The sequence below is a fragment of the Flavimobilis rhizosphaerae genome (genome assembly GCF_014852685.1).
In the GTDB taxonomy this organism is placed as follows: domain Bacteria; phylum Actinomycetota; class Actinomycetes; order Actinomycetales; family Cellulomonadaceae; genus Flavimobilis; species Flavimobilis rhizosphaerae.
The window spans coordinates 147,871-168,432 of the sequence record NZ_JACZDF010000005.1 but is presented as its reverse complement, the minus strand read 5'-3'; the positions used below and the strand labels follow the sequence as shown (position 1 = coordinate 168,432).

Genomic DNA, 20,562 nt, shown 5'->3' with positions numbered 1-20,562 from the left:
GGGGTCGGCGGCCGACGGGGTCAGCCCTTGACGCACAGGAGCGTCGTGAGGCGGGCGACGATCTCGACGAGGTCGGACTGAGCCGCGACGACCGCGTCGAGGTCCTTGTACGCGCCGGGGATCTCGTCGACGACCCCCTCGTCCTTGCGACACTCGACGCCCGCCGTCTGCGCCGCGAGGTCGGCAGCCGTGAACCGCTTGCGCGCGGCCGTCCGCGACATGCGGCGCCCCGCGCCGTGGGACGCCGACCAGTACGAGGCGGGGTTGCCGAGACCGCGGACGACGTACGAGCCGGTGCCCATCGACCCCGGGATGAGACCGAGCTCGCCCGTGCCGGCGCGGATCGCCCCCTTGCGGGTGACGACGAGCTCGGTGCCGTCGACGGTCTCGGTCGCGACGTAGTTTTGGTGGACGTTGACGGCCTCGTCGAACGTCGGCGCGGCAGCAGCGAGGTGCGTGCGGACGACGTCGACGACGAGCGCCATCATGACGGCGCGCGAGCGCGCCGCGTACTCCTGGGCCCAGCGCAGGTCGGTGAGGTACGCGTCCATCTCGGGTGTGCCGCCGAGGAAGACGGCGAGGTCGCGGTCGACGAGCCCGTCGTTGTGCGGCAATCGCTTGGCGATCGCGACGTGCTGCTCGGCGAGGGTCTTGCCGATGTTCCGTGACCCGGAGTGGAGCTGGAGCCACACCTGTCCGGTCTCGTCGACGCACAGCTCGATGAAGTGGTTGCCGCCGCCGAGGGTCCCGAGCTGGCGGCGCACACGTCCCTCGAGGTCGCTCACACGGCCGTGGAGACCGGTGAAGCGGTCCCAGAACGCGTCGGCGCCGCGGAGCGTCTCGGAGGTGTGCGCCCGGTCGGAGACGGGGCGCAGGCGCGCCAGGTCGACGGGCTCCGCGTGCCCCTTCCAACCGACGGGCACCGCGGCCTCGATCGCGGAGCGCAGGGGCCCGAGGTCGTCGGGCAGGTCGTCGGCAGTGAGCGACGTGCGAACGCCGATCATGCCGCAGCCGATGTCGACGCCGACGGCGTTGGGCGAGACGGCGTCGCGCATCGCGATGACGGAGCCGACGGTCGCGCCCTTGCCGAGGTGGACGTCGGGCATGACGCGCAGACCCTCGACCCATGGCAGGGCGGCGATGTTGCGGAGCTGCTGGAGGGCAGCGGGCTCGACGTCGTGCTCGTGGGCCCACATGAGGGTGGGGGCGCGCGCTCCGGGGAGCGTCACGGGGAACTCGTTCATGGGTCGATCCTTCCGGTGATCGGGTGGTGCGAGGGGGTGGAACGCCGAGAGCCGCCGCGGAGCGGGTGCTCCGAGGCGGCTCTCGACGGTGACGACGGGGTCGTCAGGCAGGTCTGCGAGCGTGGCGGAACGGGGGCGCGTCGTTCGGGGACGACGGTCGCTTCACATACGTGGGCACGACGAGGTCGCGGCTCTCGAGCCGTTCGGTCGTCGTCGTGCGGGTCACGTGCGGTCCTTCGCGTCAGGGCGCCGTGGTGCGCCGCGGTCGACCGTAGCGGAGCATCCGGAGAGAGCGCGAGGTCTTTTCGGCGGGGACCCCTTGCTCGGTACCCCTAGGGGGTATATGTTCGGGACATGAGCAGCCACGACCACACCCACGAGACCCACCACGCGGGACACGGTACGGTCGAGCACGCAGGCCACGCCACCGCGCACGGCGAGCACGCGGGCCACGACGTGTCCAACCACGGCGGGCATGACGCGGCCGGGCACGCGGGCCACGGCGACCACGCAGGCCAGTTCCGTCGGCTCTTCTGGATCATGCTCGTCCTCGCCGTCCCCACGGTCACGCTCAGTGGCATGTTCGCGGACCTCGTCGGCTACGACCTGCCACATTCGGACCCGCTCACCTGGGCTTCCCCCGTCCTCGGCACCGTCATGTACCTGTGGGGCGGCCAGCCCTTCCTCACCGGTGCGGCCGACGAGGTCCGCCGTCGCAGCCCCGGCATGATGCTCCTCGTCGGGCTCGCGCTCACGGTCGCGTTCCTGGCGTCGTGGGGCGCGACCCTCGGCATCCTCGACCACAGCCTCGACTTCTGGTGGGAGCTCGCGCTCCTCGTCGTCATCATGCTGCTTGGCCACTGGATCGAGATGCGTTCGCTCGCGCAGACGACATCCGCCCTCGACTCGCTCGCGGCACTCCTGCCCGACGCTGCCGAACGCATCGAGGGCGACGACGTCGTGCAGGTCTCCCCCACCGACCTGCAGGTCGGCGACGTCGTCCTCGTCCGTCCCGGCGCCTCGGTCCCGGCCGACGGCCGCGTCGTCGACGGGACGGCCCACGTCGACGAGTCGATGATCACGGGCGAGTCCCGCGCCGTGAGGCGCGAGATCGGCGACCACGTCACCGCCGGGACGGTCGCGACCGACTCCGGTCTGCGCGTCGAGGTCACCGCGACGGGCGACGACACCGCGCTCGCAGGCATCGGTCGCCTCGTCGCCGACGCCCAAGCCTCCTCCTCCCACGCGCAGCGCCTCGCCGACAGGGCGGCCGGCTGGCTCTTCTGGTTCGCGCTCGGCTCCGCCGCGCTCACGGCGCTCGTCTGGTCGCTCGTCGGCCTGCCCGACGACGCCGTCGTCCGCACCATCACCGTCCTCGTCATCGCATGCCCCCACGCGCTCGGCCTCGCCATCCCGCTCGTCGTGTCGATCGCGACCGAGCGCGCAGCCCGCGGCGGCGTCCTCGTCACGGACCGCCTCGCGCTCGAGCGCATGCGCACCGTCGACACCGTGCTGCTCGACAAGACGGGCACCCTCACCAAGGGCGAGCCGACCGTCACAGCCGTCGCCCCCGCAGGCGGCCACGACGAGGCGCACGTCCTCGCGCTCGCGGCCGCGGCCGAGACGGACAGCGAGCACCCGCTCGCGACCGCGATCGTCGGCGCAGCCCGCGCGCGCGGGCTCGACATCCCTACGGCCACGGACTTCACGTCGTCACCCGCCGTCGGCGTCCGCGCAACCGTCGACGGCCGGGTCGTCGAGGTCGGCGGACCGCACCTCCTCGAGCAGTCAGGGCTCGACGAGCTTGCAGTCGTCGCGCCCTGGCACGCCGAGGGCGCGATCATCCTCCACGTGCTGCTCGACGGCGCCGTCATCGGCGCGCTACGGCTCGCGGACGAGGTCCGGGAGACCTCCCGCGAGGCGATCGACGCGCTGCACGCCGCCGGCGCCGAGGTCGTCATGGTGACGGGCGACGCCCGCGCGGTCGCCGACCACGTCGCAGCCTCGCTCGGCATCGACCGGGTCCACGCCGGCGTCCGCCCCGAGGACAAGGCCGCGCTCGCCACCGACCTCCGCGCCGAGGGCAGGACGGTCGCGATGGTCGGCGACGGCGTCAACGACGCCCCAGCGCTCGCAGCCGCCGACGTCGGCATCGCGATCGGCGCCGGGACGGACGTCGCCATCGGCTCCGCGGGCGTCGTGCTCGCGGGCTCCGACCCGCGCTCCATCCTCTCCGTCGTCGCCCTCTCACGGGCGTCGTACCGCAAGATGCAGCAGAACCTCTGGTGGGCCGCCGGCTACAACCTTCTCGCGGTGCCGCTCGCCGCGGGCGTGCTCGCGCCGCTCGGGTTCGTCCTGCCGATGAGCGTCGGCGCGATCCTCATGTCCGCCTCGACCGTCGTCGTCGCGCTCAACGCGCAGCTGCTGCGTCGCCTCGACCTCACACCTGGGACGAGCACGCGAGACCTCCTCGGGTGAGGTCGACTCGCGCGCCCCTGTCCGCCGGGGGCGCGCGGGTGTGTGATGAGGGCATGAGGACACGACGTCGAACAGGACGAACGCTGCGGGCCGTGGGCTCGGCGCTCTGCACGGCCTCGCTCGCCCTCGCCGTCGCGTGCTCGGGACCCGGCGTGCCGGGAGCCCCGACGGCGGACGCCCCGACGACGACCTCCGGCGCGCCCGCGCAGAACCGGTAGCGACGTCGGTCCCGTGCGTCACGGCGCTCGGAGGCCCGCGGTGGGAGAATGGAGAAGGACCGGACGTCGAGAGGGGTCGACCATGACGACGCAGCAGCCCACTCCCGGGTCGACCGACCCGCGCGAGCAGATCGCGGTCGGCGTGCTCATGACGAACGGACGCCTCGCGCCACGCGCGTTCCGTGACCGCGCCGAGGCTGAGGCCTGGGCGCAGCCCGACGAGCAGGTCGTCGAGTGGAACCTCGTCTGCGAGTGCGACCGGTGATCGACGTCGACTGGGTCGAGATCCCCGCCGGGGTCCTGCACCGCGGGACCCCCATCGAGGAGATCGACGAGGTCGTCGCACGTCACGACGATCTTGGCCTGCCGCTGTCGTACTTCCTCAAGGAGGTGCCCCGGCACACGGTGGAGGTCCCGGCGTTCGCGATCTCGCGCACACCAGTGACGCGGGCGCAGTGGAACGTCATCGCTGCCGCTGCGGGCCTGCCGCTCGCCCCGTCCGACGGCCCGGACCTCCCCGTCGACGGCGTGGCGTGGGACGACGCGCAGGCCTTCTGCGCCACCCTGCGGGACGTGACCGGCCTGCCCGTCCACCTGCCGTCGGAGACTCAGTGGGAGCGTGCGGCGCGCGGCGACGAGACTCGCGAGTACCCCTGGGGTGATGAGTGGGACCCGCACGCCGGGAACACCGCCGCGCACGGCGTCGGCGCGCCGTTGCCCGTCGGCAGCCTGCCGGGCGGAGCGAGCCCGTTCGGTGTGCTCGACCTCGCGGGCAACGTCGACGAATGGACCCGCGACCTCTTCGCGCCCTACCCCGGTGCGCCGTCCGGCGTTCCCGACGACGAACCGTGGGCGAACGACCGGCACGTCACGCGCGGGGGCCGCTTCACGCAGGACCGCGACCTTGCACGCTGCGCCCGCAGGCACTCGCTCTACGACGACCAGACAGGCGCGGGTGTGAGGCTCGTCCTCGACGCCGACGCCTGACAGCTACGCGCCTGCCCGCCCGGCCTCGTCGGCCAGCAGGCACACCGTCGCGAGGAGGTCCCCAAGACCCGGCTGCTCAACCGGAAAGTGCCCGCACTCCCGGAGCATGACGATCTTCACGGGCGCCGCCGTCCGTCGCGCGACGGCGAGGCTGAGGCTGGGCGGCGTCCACGTGTCCATCGCGGGGTGGACGAGCGCGACGGGGGTCGTCATCGACCCTGGCTCGACATGCCGGTAGCGCATGTACGTCGCGAGGAAGCCGAGCGGCACCGAGGCTCCGCCACCCCGCGGATCGCTCCCGCACAAGGCCGCCAGCTCCGGGTCTCGGCTCAGCCGCGAGACGTCGGCAACGCGGCGCATCGGCACCATCGCCGTCGCGACCCTGCCGCGGACGAGCGGCGCGAGCAGACCGCCGAGCGTGCTCATGACGCCGAACCGCGTGAGGCTCCTGCGCGCCCGCAGCCCGTTCGGGTCGAGCAGGCAGGTCGCGGCGACCGCCGCGACCGAGCCCGAGCGCGCAGCAACCTCGTAGGCGAGCATGCCGCCCATGCTCGTGCCGAAGAGGACGAGGGGACGTCCGTCGTCCTCGACGGCGACGAGGTCGAGCACGAGTGCCACCCAGTCGTCATAGGTGACTGACCGTGGCGCGGGCGACCGCGTGAGGCCGTAGAGCGGCAGGTCGACCGCGGCGACGTCGAGCCCCCGCTCGGCGAGGAGCGCCGCGAGCGGCCAGACCGCCTCGCTGTGGCCGCCAGCGCCGTGCAGGAGGAGCACACGCGCGGCGGCCTCCGGACGACGGGCACGGGCGACGTGGACGTCGTGCCCCCGCCAGCCCCACCAGGTCGTCTCGGGGTTCGTCGCGGCAGCCGCGCGATGCTCGGGAGGCAGGAACTTCACGTAGGGGTTGACGGCCACCGGCCCAAACTAGCAGCGACCCAGCAGCGCGTGCGCTCCCCTGCACGCCTCGCGCGTGCAGGGGAGCTCGCGTCACCCACAGGAGCAGCGGCGCGGCTCCGTCCCCAGGCGCTCACGGACGTGGGGCTGTGCGCATCAGGTCCCTGAACGGGGTCGGTCGACCCTCCTGATGCGGCTGCCTCGCCATCCTGCCGTTGCGCCGCGAAGACCCCCGCGATGCCTGCCGATACGACCGGTAGGTGCATGCGCCGGAGCAAGGTTCGTCCGGGTGCGGGCCGCCCTGCCAACCCGCACCCGGACGATCCCAGCTTCCGGCACGTTCCGAGGCTAGCCGATTGAAACATCGTGTCGCAAGATGCGACACGATGTTGCACCTAGGATGTTCTTCGGTGCAACATCCCCACGACCCGGGTGAGACCACGGGGACAGGGTGCGACACGAGCGGACGCCCGGACGACGAGGAGAACCGGCATGTCATCGGAAGACCCGCGCGAGAACGACGCGTCGGACATCCCACGCCGCGCGCCGAGGCTGAGCAGCGACCAGTCCCGCGCCCGCGTTCTGGCGAGCGCGTTGTCGATGCTCGAGACCACCGGCCTCACCGTGAGCCTCGAGCACTTGAGCATCGAGGACCTCATCCGCGCCGCCGACGTGCCACGGAGCGCGTTCTACCGCCTCTGGCCGTCGAAGGACCTCTTCTACGCCGACCTGCTCGAGCACATCACGATCGAGTCGGAGCCCTCCGAGACGCCGTTCGACCCGACGACCCTCGACGTCGCGGCACAGACGCTCCAGAGCAACATCCACCGCCTCGGAACTCCCGACGGCCGCCGGGCCGTCACCGAGGAGATGCTCCGCCTCGCCGGGCGCCGCAACATTGACGCACTCACCGCGTCCGCCTCGTGGCGGGACGCGTTCGCGCTCGTCGCGACCATCAACGGCGTCGCCGACCCGACGCAGCGCGAGAACCTCGTCCGCGCCCTCAAGGCCGGCGACGAGCGTCGGACGCAGATCATGGCCGCGCAGTACACCCAGCTGCTGGCGCTCCTCGGGTGCGGGCTGCAGCCCGGGGTCACCGCCGAGACCCTGGCGCGGGTCGGCGCGCGGATCATCGAGGGGTTCGCCCAGGGGCAGATGCGACGCCCGGACCTCGACTCCACGATGATCATGCGCCCCGGCCTCGACGGCGAGCCCGTCGCCTGGCACCCGGCCGCGCTCGCCCTCTGGGGCGCGTTCCAGCTCCTCATCGACTTCGACGGACCCGCGAGGGCGACAGCTCCGGGGACGACGAAGCCCTGGTGAGAGACCGACTCTCACCAGGGCTTTTACGTCGGGCTGACAGTGTGATGGCTCAGCACATCCGCGACAGGTGTCTCACGACATCCGCGACGCCATGTCTCACGACATCCACGACACCGCCCCGGCGGCGGATGCTCAGCCATGTTCAAGGCCAAGCTCGTCCTCACCGCACTTGCCACCGTACAGCTCACCGTCACCGAGATCGCCGCCCGCTACGGCGTGCACCGCTGCTGGGTCTACCGGCTCAAAGCACGCTACGAAGCCGAAGGCGACGCCACCCTCGAACCTCGCTCCCGGCGGCCCCACCACGTCCCCACCGCCACGGAGACCTCGACGGGCTCGTCCATCACGCCGACCATGGATCGAACTACCTCGCCGTCGTCTACACCGATCGGATCGAGGAACTCGGCGCAACACCGTCGACAGGAACCGTGGGCGATTCGTTCGACAACGCGATGGCTGAGGCGATCAACGGGCTCTACAAGACCGAACTCATCCGTCGCCGCGGCCCGTGGCGCACGGTCGAGAAGGTCGAGCTCGCGACGCTCGAGTACGTGTGGTGGTGGAACAGCCAACGCCTCCACGGAGAGCTCGACATGCCCCCCGCCGAGGTCGAAGCCGACTACTACGCTGGCCTCGACACACCGTTGGGAACACCCGGGACCCAAACCGCCTGATAGGAACGAAACCAAGGGCGAATCAGCCCGGACCATCTGAGATTCACCTGGCTGCGGTGGTGGCTTCAGACTCCTGTGGTGCGTGTCGGTTCCGGTCGGCCCTCGTTCCTAGCGGGGGCCGACCGGGATGCGGATCAGGCGTTGTGCGCGGGCTGGACGTCGATGACCCAGGTCACGCCGAAGCGGTCGGTGAGCATGCCGAAGCCGGGGCTCCAGGGGGATGCGGCGAGCGGGTCGATGACATCGGCACCGTCCGCGAGTGCGTCCCAGATCGTGGTGACCTCGTCGAGGGTCTCGCCGCGCACGGACTGGAAGAAGGAGCGGTCGGTGATCGTGGTTCCGTTCTCCCGGCGTGTGTGGCCGGCCAGCGTGGAGGTGTTGGTGGTGTCCTGGCCGGGGATGTCGTAGGCCATGACCCGGAACCCGTTGTCGTTCTCGACCTGGCCGAAGACGATCTTGTCCGCTCCGGGTGCGTCTGCGGGCATGCCGAGGTCGCCGTAGGTTGCCGCGGTGACGGTGCCGCCGAAGACGGACTGGTAGAAGTCCAGCGCTTGCCGGGCCGTGCCGGGGAAGTTGAGGTGGGTGGTCGTGGTGATGCTCATGCGGCTTGGTCCTTGTCTTATTGCGATGGTGACGGCGATGTGCCGTGATTCCACAGTGCACCCCGTAGAGGACAGGATGAGTCCGCTACTGATGGGATAGTTGAGTCATGTCCGGAACGTTGTCTCGCATGCTCGCGCTGCTGTCGTTGCTGCAGTCACGTCGGGACTGGCCCGGGCAGGTGCTCGCCGATCGACTGCAGGTCACGACCCGCACCGTCCGCCGCGATGTCGATCGGCTCCGGGAACTCGGGTACTCGATCACAGCGACCAAAGGCCCGGACGGCGGCTACCGGCTCGCGGCAGGTTCAGAGCTGCCGCCCTTGCTCTTCGATGACGAACAAGCGGTGGCGATCGCGGTCGCCTTGCAAAGCAGTTCTTCGACCGGCGTGGATCTCGACGACGCCGCAGCCCGGGCGCTGGCGACGGTGCGGCAGGTGATGCCGTCGAGGCTTCGACACCGCGTCGACGGCATCCGTTTCACCGATACCGGACCAGCCCTGCGGGTGGACCCGAAGGTGCTGGAGGCGATCAGCGCTGCCGTCCGCGATCGCCGGACGTTCCGCTTCGACTACGGCGAGGACACCGATCGTCCCCCACGCACAGTGGAGCCGCATGCCGTCGTGGCACGCAACGGTCGCTGGTACCTCATCGCCTGGAACCTCGATGCTTCCGACTGGCGCATCTACCGGCTCGACAAGATCATCCCGAACTTTGCCGGCGGCGCGGTCTTCACTCCCCGCCCGATTCCGACTGGTGACGCGCGCACCTTCTTCTCGGCGCGGTCCAAGGGCTCACACACCGCGGATGTGTGGCCGTGCTACGGAGAGTTCCTCCTGGACCTTCCCGCCCGCGACATCGCCCCGTGGCTCGGCGACAGGGACATGGAACAGGTATCCGATTCCCGTTGCCGCATCCGAGCCGGCTCCTGGTCCTGGACGGGACTGCTGGCCTGGATCATCCGATTCGACGCGCCCTTCACCATCCTCGGCCCCGACGCCCTCATCGATGCCGCCACCGGACTCAGCACGCGCGTTGCAGAAGCCACACGCAGCCTCGCGCCCGCACCGACAGGAGGACACCACGATGACAACAGCTAGCACCCCACCGACCCTCACGGTGCCCGATGCTGCGGCCTGGCGAGCCTGGCTCGATCGACACGAAGACAGCAGTCACGGCGTGTGGCTGACACTGGCGAAGAAGGGCACCACCACCCCGACGTCGCTGACGTATGCCGAAGCACTCGACGAGGCACTTTGCAGCGGCTGGATCGATGGCCGCAAACACGCCGTCGACACGGCCACCTATCGTCAGCACTTCACACCTCGACGGGCACGATCGATGTGGTCCAAACGCAATGTCGACCATGTGACTCGGCTGATCGAGACCGGGCGGATGCGTGAGCGAGGCATCGCCGAGATCGAACGAGCCAAAGCGGACGGACGCTGGGACCGCGCCTACGAGGGTGCGGCCACGATCGCGGTGCCCGCTGAGCTCCAAAATGCCCTCGATGCAGAGCCCCGCGCAGCGGCCGCCTTTCACGCGCTCGGAAAGACCGCGAGATACCCGATCTTGCTCGACATCGCGACCGCCCCGAACGACACCGCACGCACAGCACGCATCATCCGACACGTGCAACGCCTCCAGACACCGAAACGTCCTGAGCGATGATCCACGGCGAATCCGATCGGGTGCACAAGAAGCGAACCCGAGGTCCAGGCCCGGTCGAACCAAAGTGTCTGGTCGGGGCTTGACCCCGGATCCCGGACACGCTGAATCCGTCACTCGACGGGGAGAGCGAGAATCAGTCCATGGCAGGAAAGTTCTATGACGCGGAGTTCAAGCGTCGCGCGGTCGAGCTCTACGAGCAGACTCCAGGGGCCACGATCCAGCAGATCGCGATGGACCTGGGTGTCTCACGAGAGACGATGCGCGTGTGGGTGAGGGACTTGGGGTCGGGGCTCCGAACGGCATCAGGGGGGCCGGTTCCGGTCGGTGAGCCGGAGTCGGATGCTGCAAGGATCCGACGCTTGGAGGCCGAGCTGGCCTCAGAACGTGCCGAGGTCAAGAAGCTCTCCGTCGAGCGGGACATCCTTCGATCGGCGGCGAAGTATTTCGCCGGGGAGACGCGCTGGTGAACCGCTTCCAGTTCGTTGCCGACCACTCCGAGGCCTTCGAGGTCAAGCGGTTGTGCCAGGTCGTGGGCGTTGCACGATCCTCGTACTACGACTGGCTCGCGGCTGCGCCCCGGCGTGCGGTCAGAGCCGCCCAGGACGCTGTGCTGGCCGCTGCGATCCGCGACGTCCAGGACCCCGCACGGGGTGGAGACCGCGCCCTGGGAGCCCCACGGGTCACTGCCGAGCTCAACGAGGGCCGCAAGCCTGCCGAGCGGGTCAACCGCAAGCGGGTTGCTCGTGTCATGCGCGAGCACGGAATCGCCGGGATCCGGCTGCGTCGACGGGTGAGGACCACGACGCCGGACCCCTCGGGCCGCAAGCACCCCGACCTTCTCCAGCGGAACTTCACCGCGCCCGAGATCAACTCCCGCTACGTCGGGGACATCACCTACGTGCCGATCGCTGACGGCACGAACTGGTACCTGGCTACCGTCATCGACCTGCACTCTCGCAAGCTCGTGGGATGGGCGCTGGCCGACCACATGCGCACCGAGCTCGTCACTGACGCGCTGAGGATGGCGCACCAGGTGCGCGGAAGCATGCGAGGGGCGATCTTCCACTCCGACCACGGGTCGGTCTACTGCTCCAAGGCCTACGCCAAGGTGTGTGAGAGCTTCGGAGTGCTGCAGTCGATGGGAGCGGTCGGCTCCAGTGCGGACAACGCGTTGGCAGAGTCGTTCAACGCCTCCTATAAGCGCGAGACCCTTGCCGGTGCGGCAGCGTTTCCCGACGAGGCCGCAGCGCGGCGGGAGACGTTCCGGTGGGTCAACCGCTACAACACGCGCCGGCGCCACTCAGCGATCGGCTACCTCGCGCCCGACGCCTTCGAGAGAAGCCTCGAGGCTCACGGCGCTGAGCAGTTCTCAACTACGATCACCACGGCGGCTTAGCCGCATGACCCGTGTCCGGAGAACGGGGTCAAGCCCCGTCCCCTTTTGGTCCCCTTATCCACAGGCAGTCGGGGCGACATGGCCCAGCCGTCCACAGCCGACCGCCCGGCGCCACCCCGGGGGACCAGAGGGGGGACCACCGAAAACCACCCTCGGACATGACGAAGCCCTGGTGAGAAACCGTCTCTCACCAGGGCTTTTACGTCGGGCTGACAGGATTTGAACCTGCGACCCCTTGACCCCCAGTCAAGTGCGCTACCAAGCTGCGCCACAGCCCGTAGGCCCGCGAGCGGACCTTCGCAGCCCTTGCGGGCCGTCAGAAATACTACCCCAGTTTCGAGGTGCCGCTGACCACGTCGGCGCTCGTCACGGCCGTGCGTCGTCGGGCTCGTCCGGACCAGTGCCGGGGGCCTCGTCGGGCTCGTCGTCGAGCGCCGTCACCTGGCGGTTGCCGGGCAGCACGCGCATGGTGCGGAAGGGCGAGAGCATGAGCGGCAGCGCCGCGAGGATCTCCCCCACGACGACGACCCAGAGCATCGCGACGACGCCGAAGTGGTTGGCGATGAGCCCGCCGACGACGCCCGCGATCGGCATGCCGCCCCAGACGATGAACCGGAACGACGCGTTCATGCGACCGAGCAGGTACGGCGGGCACAGCCGCTGCCGGAAGCTCACCTGGGAGACGTTGAACCACGTCTGCGTGACCTGCATGAGGAAGCCGCCGACGATGAGGGGGATGCGTGCGTCGACGCCCAGGTCCTTGAACGTCGACGCGAGCGGGATCGCCGCGAAGAGGAACGGCGTGAGGAATGCTGAGAACGCGATGATGCGGCCCTCACCGATGACGTCGGTCGCACGGCGCGCGGTCACCGCGCCGAGGATCCCGCCGACAGCGCTCGCCGACATGACGACGCCGATCGCGTCGGCGCCGAGCCCGAGGGTCGTGACGACGTAGTAGATGATCATCGACCAGCCCATGGTCGAGAACAGTGCGCTCACGCCCGTCGAGTAGACGAGCCGGTTGAGCATCGGGGTGCGCGTGATGAAGCGCAGCCCCTCGGCGATCGCGGGTCCGAGCGGCAGGTGGGAGTCCTTGGGCGGCAGGGTCTCGACCTTGCGGATGCGGGCGAGGAACCCGACGGACGCGATGTACGTGACGACGTTGACGCCGATGAGCACGGGCGCTGCGAGCACCTTGAGGAGCGACCCACCGACGGCCGGCACGGCGACCGCCGCGACCGAGTACGTCGCCTGGAGCTTCGTGTTGCCCTCGGAGACCTTCGAGAGCCCGACGAGCCCGGGGACGTAGGAGAGGTGCGCGACGTCAAAGAAGACGGTCGCGACCGAGATGACGAGACCTGCGGCGTAGAGCATCGGCATGGAGCCGAGGCCGACGCTCGCGAGGACGACGACGGCGGCGAGGACGAGGCCGCGGATGACGTCGGCCCAGATGAGCACGGAGCGCTTGCGCATGCGGTCGACCCACGCGCCGGCGGGTAGGCCGACGACGAGGAACGCCGCCGTCTGCGCGGAGGTGAGGTAGCCCATCTGGAGGGCGGTCGCGCCGAGCGTCGTCACGGCGTAGACGGGCAGCGCGAGCGCCGTCAGCTGGGCGCCGACCTGCGCGAGGGCGTCGGCGACCCACAGACGTCGAAAGTCGGGGTGGTGGACGAGGCTTCGCTCTGGGGTGCTGGCCACGTGCTCCATGGTCCCACCCGCCCCGGGCGCACAGCGACGGCGAGGGCCCCGAGTGGGGCACGTCACCGTGACGGGCGGCAGACACAGGTCAGGCGTACCGTGACGAGCAGTGACGAACCTGCGGAGGTGCACGATGGAGAGCTTCGACCACGTCGTCGTGGGGGCGGGTGTCGCGGCGGACGCCGCCGCGCGCGGGGTCCGCGAGGTCGATCCGGACGCGACGATCCTCGTTGTCGGCCCGGAGCCCGACCCGCCGTACGACCGCCCTCCTCTCACGAAGGACCTCTGGCGACCCGACCCGCCCGCCTCGATCGACCTCGGCACGGCGGCCGCGACGGGCGCGACCGTCCGGACGGGACGTTCCGTCACGGCGCTCGACACCGCTTCCCGCACCGTGACGACCGACGACGGCGCGCAGGTGCGCTACGACCGGCTCGTCCTCGCGACGGGTGGCGCCCCACGCACGCTCACGTCCGAGCCCGTGCCGGGGGTCCTCACGTTCCGGTCGCTCGGCGACTACCGCCGGGTGCGCGAGCTCGCGGACGCGGGCCGGCACGTCGTTGTCGTGGGAGGCGGCTACATCGGCATCGAGCTTGCGTGCGGCCTCGCGCTCTCGGCGGCGCGCGTCACGCTCGTCGTCACGCAGGACCGTCCGGCCGCGCATCTCGTGCCGCCCATGCTCGTCGACCGGCTCGAGGAGGGCCTGCGCTCCCGCGGCGTCGAGATCCTCACGCACCGACGCGCGGTGACGGCTGAACGAGGGGCACCGGGCGCAGGTCCCGTGCTCGTGCTCGACGACGCGACGTGGGTCGAGTCGGACGCGATCGTCGTCGGGCTCGGCATCACACCTGCTGACGACCTCGCCCGCAGTGCCGGGCTCGACGTCGACGACGGCGTCGTCGTCGACGCGACGCTCCTCACGTCGGACCCGTACGTCCGTGCAGCGGGCGACGTCGCACGCTACCCCGACCCGGTGCTCGGGCGCGTGCGTGTCGAGCACGTCGACAACGCGCACGCGACGGGGCGCAGCGCGGGGCGCGCGAACGCGGCCGAGCGGCTCGGGCACGCGGCCGAGCCGCACACGCACACGCCGTTCTTCTACTCAGACTGGTTCGACGACGGCTGGGAGGCGGTCGGCACGCTCGACGCGCGGCTCACGCTCGTCGAGGACTGGGCCCCCGGGCCCCTGGGCGACGCGGGCGTGATCTACCACGTCTCCGACGACGGTGCGCTGCGCGGCGTCATGCTGTGGAACGTCTGGGACAGCGCGGCCCGCGCGACCGAGCTCCTCGCGGAGCTCGGCGACCCGGGCAGCGTGCCGGACCCGTCCACGCTCCGGGGCCGCATCCCCCTCGCCTAGCCCCGCCCCCACATTGCAGGAATCCGCGCAGATGGTCGCTGGGAGCAACCATCTGCGCGGATTCCTGGGGCTGACCGCGTCGGGATCAGCAGGGACAGTCGGTCAGTGCTTGCGCTTCTCCCGGACACGCACCGAGATCTCGATGGGAGTGCCCTCGAAACTGAAGGTCTCGCGGAGCTTCCTCTCGATGAAGCGGCGGTAGCCGGCCTCGATGAAGCCCGACGCGAAAATGACGAAGCGCGGCGGACGCGTCGAGACCTGCGTCGCGAAGAGCACACGCGGCTGCTTGCCGCCGCGCAGCGGGTGCGGGTGCGCCGCGACGAGCTCGCCGAGGAATGCGTTGAGACGGCCCGTCGGGATCCGACGGTCCCAGCTTTCGAGCGCAGTCTCAAGCGCGGGCACGAGCTTCTCGGCGTGCCAGCCGGTCCGCGCGGAGATGTTGACGCGCGGCGCCCACGGCACCTGGACGAGCTCGCGCTCGATCTCACGCTCGAGATACCTGCGCCGTTCGTCATCCATGAGGTCCCACTTGTTGTAGGCGACGACGAGCGCACGGCCGGCGTCGATGACCTGCTGGACGACGCGAATGTCCTGCTCGCTCATCTCGACGGACGCGTCGATGAGGACGACCGCGACCTCGGCCTTCTCGATCGCGGCCTGCGTGCGGAGGGACGCGTAGAAGTCGGCGCCGGACGTCTGGTGGACCCGGCGGCGGATGCCCGCGGTGTCGACGAACCACCAGGTGCGTCCCTTGAGCTCGATGAGCTCGTCGACCGGGTCGCGCGTCGTACCGGCGGTGTCGTCGACGACGACGCGCTGGCTCCCCGCCACCTTGTTGAGGAGCGACGACTTGCCGACGTTGGGACGACCGACGAGCGCGACACGACGCGGCCCGTCGGGCCGGGCGACGCCGTGCTGCGTCTCGAGCGGAAGCTTGCGCATCGCAGCGTCGAGAAGGTCGCCCGTGCCGCGCCCGTGGAGCGCGGAGACAGGGTGCGGCTCCCCGAGCCCGAGGCTCCACAGCGCGGCCGCGTCGGCCTCGCCGCGCGGACCGTCGACCTTGTTGGCCGCCAGGACGACCGGCTTGCCAGCCCGGCGCAGGAGACGCACGACGTGCTCGTCGGTCGCGGTCGCGCCGACGGACGCGTCGACGACGAAGACGACGGCGTCGGCGAGCTCGACCGCGACCTCGGCCTGGCGCGCGACGGCCGCGTCGATCCCCGCGACGTCCGTCTCCCAGCCGCCGGTGTCGACGAGCATGAAGTGCCGCCCGGACCACTCCGCCTCATAGCTCACGCGGTCACGTGTCACGCCGGGCTTGTCCTCGACGACGGCCTCACGGCGGCCCAGGATGCGGTTGACGAGGGTCGACTTTCCGACGTTCGGACGCCCGACGACCGCGAGGACCGGAAGCGCCTGCGCGGCTTCGACCGCGACGAGGTCGTCGTCGTCGAGCCCGAGGAGCGCGAGGTCCTCATCGGCGAGGTCGTAGTCCACGAGCCCGGCGCGCAACGCGTCGGCACGTTGGTCGTCGGCGTCGACGTCACCCTGGTCGTCCGCGAGGAACGCGTCCTGCGGGGTCTCGTCGGGCTCGGGCAGCGTGTGCTCGGGAGTGGTCATGGGCACTATTCTCCCAGGCTCGCGGACCTAGCACGACCGTGAGTGGCGTCGGGCTCGCCACACGTCCCTGCAGCACGTCCATCGGGACCACGTCTCTCCCGGACGCTCCGGCAGCGGCTCGACGCGACGAGCCTGGTGGGGAGTGCGGTCAGGGGTTCGCGCGGCGGGGTGCCCGGGCCGGCACGGCCGCGTCGTCGGGCAGGGTGATGCCCGTGCGTGCGACCGCCCTGGCGACCGTGGCGCGCAACGCGTCCGCGACGGCTCTCGTGCCGTCGTCGAGGGCTTCACGTCCGCTGCGGCCTGGCACCCTCGCGACGACGACGGGCTCCCCCATCTCGACGACGAGACGCGCCCGCGGGCGCGGCAGCGACCCCGCGCCCCGTCCTGTCCGCCGTGTCCCGAGGATCGCGACCGGGACGACGGGAGCCCCCGACGTGAGCGCGAGCCACACCGCACCGCCGCGGAGCGCACGGGCGTCGCCACGCCCGCGGTGCCCCTCGGGGAAGATGCCGAGGACGTCGCCGCGGCGGAGCACCTCAAGGCCGAGCGCGAGCGCCGCCCGCCCCCCGCCCTCGGCGTCGACGGGGATCTGCCCCGACCAGCGCAGCAGCGTGCCGACAGGCCCGCGGAACGCCGACTGCTTGACGAGCAGGTGCGCGGGGCGTGGCGAGACGCCGTAGAGCAGCGGCCCGTCGAGGAGGCCGATGTGGTTGGCCGCGAGGATGACGGGGCCCTCGGCCGGGACGTGCTCGACGCCGACGACGGTCGTCGCCCACACGCCGTGAGCGAGGAACCGTCCGATCGGTCGTCCGCGACGCGCGGCCGCGGGCGCCGGGGCGCCTTCCCGCGTCATGCCCGGGGGCGTGCGCCCGTGAGCCGGGCGACGACGTCGAGGACCGCGTCGACGGTCTGCTCGAGGTCGAGGTCGGACGAGTCGACCGTCACGACACCGTCGGCAGCGACCTGGAACTCGACGACGGTCGAGTCGTCACGGTCGCGGCGCAGCACCTGGTCGCGCGTCGCGTCGACCGCGGCCGCGTCGGCCGCACCATGGAGTTCCCTTGCGCGGCGGGCGAGCCGCGCCTCCTCACTCGCGGTGAGGAGCACGCGCACGTCCGCGTCCGGGGCGACGACCGTCGTGATGTCGCGACCCTCCGCGACGATGCCCCGCCCCTCGGAGAACGAGTCCGGGACCGTCTGACCCGCGATGGCCTCGCGCTGCAGGCGCCGCAGCTCGGCGCGGACGTCAAGGTTCGTCGCGACCGCGCTCACCTTCTCGGAGATCCACGTCTCACGAATGTCGGCGCGCACGTCGGCGCCGTCGACCTCGAGCTTCTCGACGCTGGGGTCGACCCCCTGGTCGAGGGGCATCGCACGCACGGCGGCCGCAACCGCGGCCGTGTCCGCGAGGTCAATCTCCGAACGCAGGCACCACCACGTCGCGGCCCGGTACATCGCCCCGGTGTCGAGGTACGCGAGTCCGAGGCGGCGGGCCACCTCACGCGAGACGCTCGACTTGCCGGACCCGGAGGGTCCGTCGATCGCGACGACGACGGGCTGGGACATGGTGGTCTCCACGAGAGTGCGAGGCGCGTGCCGGGCACGCAGCGGAACGGGACGGGTTGTCAGAGCCCGACGGACTTCATGAGGGTGCCGAGCTCGACCTGGCCGAGGACGCGGTGACGCCCCGGCGGTAGGTCCGCCAGACGGATGGGACCCATCTGCGTGCGGACGAGGCGCACGACCGGGTGGCCGACCGCGTCGAACATGCGGCGCACGATGCGGTTACGACCCTCGTGGAGCACGACCTCGACGAGGCTCGCCTGAGGCGTGACGTCGAGGATCTGGAACCGGTCGATCCGCGCGAACCCGTCGTCGAGGTCGACGCCGTGGACGAGCTGCTCCCCCACCTTGGGCGTCACGCGCCCCTGGACCTCGACGACGTACGTCTTGTCGACGCCGTAGCGCGGGTGCGTGAGGCGGTTGGCGAGCTCGCCGTCGTTCGTGAGGAGCAGCAGCCCCTCGGAGTCGTAGTCGAGGCGCCCGACGTGGAAGAGGCGCTCGGAACGGTTGGCGAAGAACTCGGCGAGGCTGCGTCGTCCCTCCGGGTCGTCCATCGACGAGACGACATGCTTGGGCTTGTTGAAGACGATCGTCACCTTGGCGGCGTCGAGCTCGAGGCGGAGACCGTCGACGTGCACGCTCTGCCGCGCCGGGTCGATGCGCACGCCGAGCTCCATGACGATCTGGCCGTCGACCTCGACGCGTCCCTCCTCGATGAGTCGCTCGCACGCGCGGCGCGAGCCGAGCCCCGCATCGGCAAGGACCTTCTGGAGACGGACGCCGTCGGCGACGTGGACGTCGCTCACGGGCGCCGGGCGCTCACGCTCGACGGGGGCACGCCGCTGCCCGACGGGCGCACCAAGACGCTGCCCGCGCGCGGGAGCCGTCTGGCCGGGACGCCCGCCGCGCTGGGCGGGACGACCGCCCTGCGAACTGGGGCGACCGCCTTGCTGGGTGGGGCGACCACCTTGCTGACCGTCGCGGCCGCCGGAGCGCCCAGGCTGTGCTGCACCGCGGCCGCCGGCGCCACCGCTGCGACCGCCCTGCGCGCCGCCGCGTCCCTGCTGGCCACCGCCCTGACGACCCGTGCCGCCCTGGCCACGACCGGCGCCGCGGCCGGCCCCGGCCCCGCCGGTGCTGCCGCGTCCGCCGCGACCCGTGCTGCTGCTGCTCACTGCTGCTCCTCGTTCTGGGTGGCCGGCACGGTGCCGGCCGGTGCCGCCGGTGCGCCCGTGCCGTCGACGTCGTCGAGGACGTCGAGATCTGGCAGGTAGGGCGCGAGCGGCGGAAGATCATCGAGCGAGGTCATCCCCATGCGCTCCAGGAAGGAGCCGGTCGTCCCGTAGAGATGGGCGCCCGTCGTGGGGTCGGTGCCGACCTCGTCAACGAGACCTCGCGCTACCAGGGTACGCATGACACCGTCGACGTTCACACCACGGACCGCCGAGACCTGCCCGCGTGTCACCGGCTGTCGGTACGCGACGATCGCGAGCGTCTCGAGCGCGGCCTGCGTGAGGCGCGCCGTCTGACCCTCGAGGACGAACCTCCCCACGACGTCCGCGAACACGGGCGAGGAGAACAGCCGCCAGCCTCCCGCGACCTCGCGCAGCACGAAGCCGCGCGGCGCAGCAGGGTCGCGGTACTCGGCCGCGAGGTCGTCGAGGATCTCGGCGGTCTCGTCGACCGGCAGGCCCGTCGCCGTGGCGAGCCTCACTGTGCTCACAGGCTCGTCGACGACCATGAGTACAGCCTCGAGCGCCGCGCGCGCCCCTCCGGGCAGGTCGCGGACGTCGGTCTCTCGGCCGTCCCCCGCGTCCCGCCCGTCGGCGGCGTCCGGGTCCGTCGTCGGTGCCGTCGTCATCCGTGCTCCTCCGTCGTCCTGCTGCCGTCAGTCCCCGCGGCGATGTCGGGCGTGGGAACGTCGCCGTCGCGTCCGCCGTCGAACTCGTCGATCGTCATGGCTGCGACGAGTTCGTCAGCCGCGGGGCCGTCGGCCCCGCCGAGCCACCGCACCGTGAGCTCGCCGAGCGCCCCGGCCTGGTCGAGCGCGACCGCCCCGTCGCGGAAGAGCTCGAGAAGCGCAAGGAACCGCACGACAACGACGAGCGTGCCGTCCGCGTCCTGCGTGAGCGTCCGGAACGACAGCGTGCCCGTGCGGCGCAGCCTCTCGACGAGGATCGCCGCCTGCTCACGCACCGTGACGACCGAGCCGTGCAGGTGCGAGACGTCGACGCCGGGCGGTGGGGCCTTGGGTGCGAGCGCACGCGCCGCGAGCAGCGCCAGCCCCTCGGGACCGAGGGTCCACACGAGCTCGGGCAGGAGCGCCGCGTGCTCGGGCTCGAGGCCGACCGAGCGCGGCACGCTGCGCCCCTCGCGGGCGAACCGCTCAGCAAACGCGCGCGAGACGTCCTTGTACGCGCGGTACTGGAGCAGCCGGGCGAAGAGGAGGTCGCGTGCCTCGAGAAGCTCGAGGTCCTCGGCGTCCTCGACCTCGCCCGACGGCAGGAGGCGCGCGGCCTTGAGGTCGAGCAGGGTCGCGGCGACGACGAGGAACTCCGATGCCGTCGACAGGTCCCAGCCGCGCAGCGTGCGGCCCGCAGCCTCGGCCTCGCGCGCGGCCACGTCCTGCGCCCGGATGTACGCGATGAACTCGTCCGTCACGCGAGCGAGGGCAATCTCGGTGATGTCGAGACGATGCTTGGAGATGAGCGACAGCAGCAGGTCGAACGGACCCTCGAAGTTGTCGAGCCGCACATGGAACGCGCGGTCCTCGGGCGCGCCGTCGGCGACGCCCACCGCGACACCCGTGACGGCCTCCGCGCCAGCCGTCACGAGGC

General features: G+C 71.2%; 18 protein-coding genes, 1 tRNA gene and 2 pseudogenes. 10 read left to right on the top strand and 11 right to left on the bottom strand.

The annotated features are described in order from the left end of the window. Positions 1 to 20 precede the first annotated feature (20 nt). Positions 21 to 1,244 (bottom strand): RtcB family protein, encoded by a 1,224-nt coding sequence (locus IGS67_RS10495; protein WP_192280578.1) that lies wholly within the window; start codon positions 1,242 to 1,244, stop codon positions 21 to 23. A gap of 354 nt (positions 1,245 to 1,598) precedes the next feature. Here IGS67_RS10495 and IGS67_RS10490 point away from each other — a divergent pair, with 354 nt between their 5' ends. From IGS67_RS10490 to IGS67_RS10480, 3 genes are all read left to right on the top strand, one after another. Continuing rightward, the gene (locus IGS67_RS10490; RefSeq protein ID WP_192280576.1) at positions 1,599 to 3,722 is read left to right on the top strand and encodes a heavy metal translocating P-type ATPase; all 2,124 of its coding nucleotides are present in this window, start codon (positions 1,599 to 1,601) and stop codon (positions 3,720 to 3,722) included. Between the two features lie 300 nt (positions 3,723 to 4,022). Further along, the gene (locus tag IGS67_RS10485; RefSeq protein ID WP_192280573.1) at positions 4,023 to 4,205 is read left to right on the top strand and encodes a hypothetical protein; all 183 of its coding nucleotides are present in this window, start codon (positions 4,023 to 4,025) and stop codon (positions 4,203 to 4,205) included. After that, a complete protein-coding gene (locus IGS67_RS10480; RefSeq protein ID WP_328742394.1) occupies positions 4,202 to 4,927 on the top strand; it encodes a formylglycine-generating enzyme family protein in 726 nt (241 codons plus the stop codon). The genes IGS67_RS10485 and IGS67_RS10480 overlap by 4 nt, the downstream gene beginning before the upstream one ends. A 3-nt stretch (positions 4,928 to 4,930) precedes the next feature. Here the strand turns inward: IGS67_RS10480 and IGS67_RS10475 are convergent, their stop codons facing one another. Continuing rightward, the gene (locus tag IGS67_RS10475) at positions 4,931 to 5,842 is read right to left on the bottom strand and encodes an alpha/beta hydrolase (RefSeq protein ID WP_192280567.1); all 912 of its coding nucleotides are present in this window, start codon (positions 5,840 to 5,842) and stop codon (positions 4,931 to 4,933) included. Between the two features lie 471 nt (positions 5,843 to 6,313). On the opposite strand from IGS67_RS10475, the gene IGS67_RS10470 reads away from it, so the two are divergent. The 3 genes and pseudogenes from IGS67_RS10470 to IGS67_RS10460 all read left to right on the top strand — a co-directional run. Next, positions 6,314 to 7,144 carry a TetR/AcrR family transcriptional regulator gene (locus IGS67_RS10470; RefSeq protein WP_192280564.1) on the top strand — a complete coding sequence of 277 codons (831 nt, stop codon included), beginning with the start codon at positions 6,314 to 6,316 and terminating at the stop codon, positions 7,142 to 7,144. A 138-nt stretch (positions 7,145 to 7,282) separates the two neighbouring features. Continuing rightward, positions 7,283 to 7,447, top strand: a pseudogene (locus tag IGS67_RS10465) (helix-turn-helix domain-containing protein); the annotation flags it as partial. Positions 7,448 to 7,476: 29 nt separating this feature from the next. Next, a pseudogene (locus tag IGS67_RS10460) lies at positions 7,477 to 7,818 on the top strand (integrase core domain-containing protein); the annotation flags it as partial. Positions 7,819 to 7,952: 134 nt separating this feature from the next. Here IGS67_RS10460 and IGS67_RS10455 read toward each other — a convergent pair. Next, a complete protein-coding gene (locus IGS67_RS10455) occupies positions 7,953 to 8,420 on the bottom strand; it encodes a VOC family protein (RefSeq protein WP_192280558.1) in 468 nt (155 codons plus the stop codon). A gap of 107 nt (positions 8,421 to 8,527) precedes the next feature. Between IGS67_RS10455 and IGS67_RS10450 the strand changes: the two genes are divergently transcribed. The 3 genes from IGS67_RS10450 to IGS67_RS10440 all read left to right on the top strand — a co-directional run bounded on the left by IGS67_RS10450 (position 8,528) and on the right by IGS67_RS10440 (position 11,484). Then, the gene (locus IGS67_RS10450; RefSeq protein ID WP_192280555.1) at positions 8,528 to 9,517 is read left to right on the top strand and encodes a helix-turn-helix transcriptional regulator; all 990 of its coding nucleotides are present in this window, start codon (positions 8,528 to 8,530) and stop codon (positions 9,515 to 9,517) included. Continuing rightward, positions 9,504 to 10,088: a YdeI/OmpD-associated family protein gene (locus IGS67_RS10445; RefSeq protein WP_192280552.1), complete on the top strand. Its 585-nt coding sequence runs from the start codon at positions 9,504 to 9,506 to the stop codon at positions 10,086 to 10,088. The genes IGS67_RS10450 and IGS67_RS10445 overlap by 14 nt, the downstream gene beginning before the upstream one ends. Before the next feature lie 140 nt (positions 10,089 to 10,228). Next, a protein-coding gene (locus IGS67_RS10440; RefSeq protein ID WP_192280549.1) for an IS3 family transposase occupies positions 10,229 to 11,484 on the top strand; the annotation gives its coding sequence in 2 pieces (ribosomal slippage) (positions 10,229 to 10,541 and positions 10,541 to 11,484; 1,257 coding nt in all). 204 nt (positions 11,485 to 11,688) lie between these two features. Here IGS67_RS10440 and IGS67_RS10435 read toward each other — a convergent pair. Together IGS67_RS10435 and IGS67_RS10430 are read right to left on the bottom strand one after the other, a co-directional pair. Further along, positions 11,689 to 11,762, bottom strand: a tRNA-Pro gene (locus IGS67_RS10435). Positions 11,763 to 11,850: 88 nt separating this feature from the next. After that, positions 11,851 to 13,191: an MFS transporter gene (locus IGS67_RS10430; protein ID WP_192280546.1), complete on the bottom strand. Its 1,341-nt coding sequence runs from the start codon at positions 13,189 to 13,191 to the stop codon at positions 11,851 to 11,853. 124 nt (positions 13,192 to 13,315) lie between these two features. Here IGS67_RS10430 and IGS67_RS10425 point away from each other — a divergent pair, with 124 nt between their 5' ends. Continuing rightward, on the top strand, positions 13,316 to 14,542 hold the full coding sequence (locus IGS67_RS10425) for an NAD(P)/FAD-dependent oxidoreductase (RefSeq protein WP_192280543.1): 1,227 nt from the start codon (positions 13,316 to 13,318) through the stop codon (positions 14,540 to 14,542). Between the two features lie 102 nt (positions 14,543 to 14,644). On the opposite strand, the gene der is transcribed toward IGS67_RS10425, so the two are convergent. The 6 genes from der to IGS67_RS10395 all read right to left on the bottom strand — a co-directional run bounded on the left by der (position 14,645) and on the right by IGS67_RS10395 (position 20,557). Further along, complete coding sequence (gene der, locus IGS67_RS10420) at positions 14,645 to 16,162, bottom strand: ribosome biogenesis GTPase Der (RefSeq protein WP_192280540.1); 1,518 nt, start codon at positions 16,160 to 16,162, stop codon at positions 14,645 to 14,647. Positions 16,163 to 16,310: 148 nt separating this feature from the next. Further along, positions 16,311 to 16,940 (bottom strand): lysophospholipid acyltransferase family protein, encoded by a 630-nt coding sequence (locus IGS67_RS10415; RefSeq protein ID WP_328742385.1) that lies wholly within the window; start codon positions 16,938 to 16,940, stop codon positions 16,311 to 16,313. Between the two features lie 71 nt (positions 16,941 to 17,011). Next, positions 17,012 to 17,728, bottom strand: coding sequence for a (d)CMP kinase (cmk, locus tag IGS67_RS10410; RefSeq protein WP_192280534.1), 717 nt, complete (start codon positions 17,726 to 17,728; stop codon positions 17,012 to 17,014). A 59-nt stretch (positions 17,729 to 17,787) separates the two neighbouring features. Next, positions 17,788 to 18,900 carry a pseudouridine synthase gene (locus IGS67_RS10405; protein ID WP_192280531.1) on the bottom strand — a complete coding sequence of 371 codons (1,113 nt, stop codon included), beginning with the start codon at positions 18,898 to 18,900 and terminating at the stop codon, positions 17,788 to 17,790. Continuing rightward, positions 18,897 to 19,586: an SMC-Scp complex subunit ScpB gene (gene scpB / locus IGS67_RS10400; RefSeq protein ID WP_192280527.1), complete on the bottom strand. Its 690-nt coding sequence runs from the start codon at positions 19,584 to 19,586 to the stop codon at positions 18,897 to 18,899. The genes IGS67_RS10405 and scpB overlap by 4 nt, the downstream gene beginning before the upstream one ends. Continuing rightward, positions 19,583 to 20,557, bottom strand: a complete 975-nt coding sequence (locus IGS67_RS10395; RefSeq protein WP_407925820.1) for a segregation and condensation protein A — start codon at positions 20,555 to 20,557, stop codon at positions 19,583 to 19,585. The genes scpB and IGS67_RS10395 overlap by 4 nt, the downstream gene beginning before the upstream one ends. Between the last annotated feature and the right edge of the window lie 5 nt (positions 20,558 to 20,562).

What these genes read in the sequence shown, in the direction of transcription:
- IGS67_RS10495 (WP_192280578.1), bottom strand. Translation starts at nt 1,244, where the DNA reads ATGAACGAGTTCCCCGTGACGCTCCCCGGAGCGCGCGCCCCCACCCTC.
- IGS67_RS10490 (WP_192280576.1), top strand. Translation starts at nt 1,599, where the DNA reads ATGAGCAGCCACGACCACACCCACGAGACCCACCACGCGGGACACGGT.
- IGS67_RS10485 (WP_192280573.1), top strand. Translation starts at nt 4,023, where the DNA reads ATGACGACGCAGCAGCCCACTCCCGGGTCGACCGACCCGCGCGAGCAG.
- IGS67_RS10470 (WP_192280564.1), top strand. Translation starts at nt 6,314, where the DNA reads ATGTCATCGGAAGACCCGCGCGAGAACGACGCGTCGGACATCCCACGC.
- IGS67_RS10455 (WP_192280558.1), bottom strand. Translation starts at nt 8,420, where the DNA reads ATGAGCATCACCACGACCACCCACCTCAACTTCCCCGGCACGGCCCGG.
- IGS67_RS10450 (WP_192280555.1), top strand. Translation starts at nt 8,528, where the DNA reads ATGTCCGGAACGTTGTCTCGCATGCTCGCGCTGCTGTCGTTGCTGCAG.
- IGS67_RS10445 (WP_192280552.1), top strand. Translation starts at nt 9,504, where the DNA reads ATGACAACAGCTAGCACCCCACCGACCCTCACGGTGCCCGATGCTGCG.
- IGS67_RS10430 (WP_192280546.1), bottom strand. Translation starts at nt 13,191, where the DNA reads ATGGAGCACGTGGCCAGCACCCCAGAGCGAAGCCTCGTCCACCACCCC.
- IGS67_RS10425 (WP_192280543.1), top strand. Translation starts at nt 13,316, where the DNA reads ATGGAGAGCTTCGACCACGTCGTCGTGGGGGCGGGTGTCGCGGCGGAC.
- der (WP_192280540.1), bottom strand. Translation starts at nt 16,162, where the DNA reads ATGACCACTCCCGAGCACACGCTGCCCGAGCCCGACGAGACCCCGCAG.
- cmk (WP_192280534.1), bottom strand. Translation starts at nt 17,728, where the DNA reads ATGTCCCAGCCCGTCGTCGTCGCGATCGACGGACCCTCCGGGTCCGGC.
- scpB (WP_192280527.1), bottom strand. Translation starts at nt 19,586, where the DNA reads ATGACGACGGCACCGACGACGGACCCGGACGCCGCCGACGGGCGGGAC.